Origin of the sequence: Archangium violaceum Cb vi76 (genome assembly GCF_000733295.1) — a bacterium.
In the GTDB taxonomy this organism is placed as follows: Bacteria; Myxococcota; Myxococcia; order Myxococcales; family Myxococcaceae; genus Archangium; species Archangium violaceum.
In genome coordinates this window covers 1-331 of the sequence record NZ_JPMI01000333.1, presented here as the reverse complement: position 1 = coordinate 331, position 331 = coordinate 1, and the positions used below count along the sequence as shown (strand labels likewise).

Genomic DNA, 331 nt, shown 5'->3' with positions numbered 1-331 from the left:
GCTGGGGCAGCAGGAGGCTGGCGCTCAGCAGGCGCAGGCGGCGACGCCTGGCGCCGGGGACGCTGGCGTCGCGCAGGGCGACCCACCTCCGTCCGAGCCGCCCAGGAAGCAGTCGCGCAAGAAGGAGCGCAAGGGACACGGGCGCCGCCCGCTGCCCTCCCACCTGCCGCGTGAGCAACGCGTGCACCAGCCTGTGCCCGAGGCGCTGCGGTGCGAGGCGTGTGGACGGGACAAGACGCGCTGTGGCGAGGAGAAGAGCGAGACGCTGGAGTGGGTGCCCGGCCACTTCAAGGTGATTGAGGAGGTGCGTCCCAAGTATGCCTGCCGGCCA

Annotated in this window: 1 protein-coding gene; it reads left to right on the top strand. The window is 72.5% G+C overall.

What is annotated here, in order from left to right; translation table 11 throughout:
* Nucleotides 1–331: IS66 family transposase zinc-finger binding domain-containing protein (locus Q664_RS44255; protein WP_043411053.1), on the top strand; the 331-nt coding region annotated here is incomplete at both ends.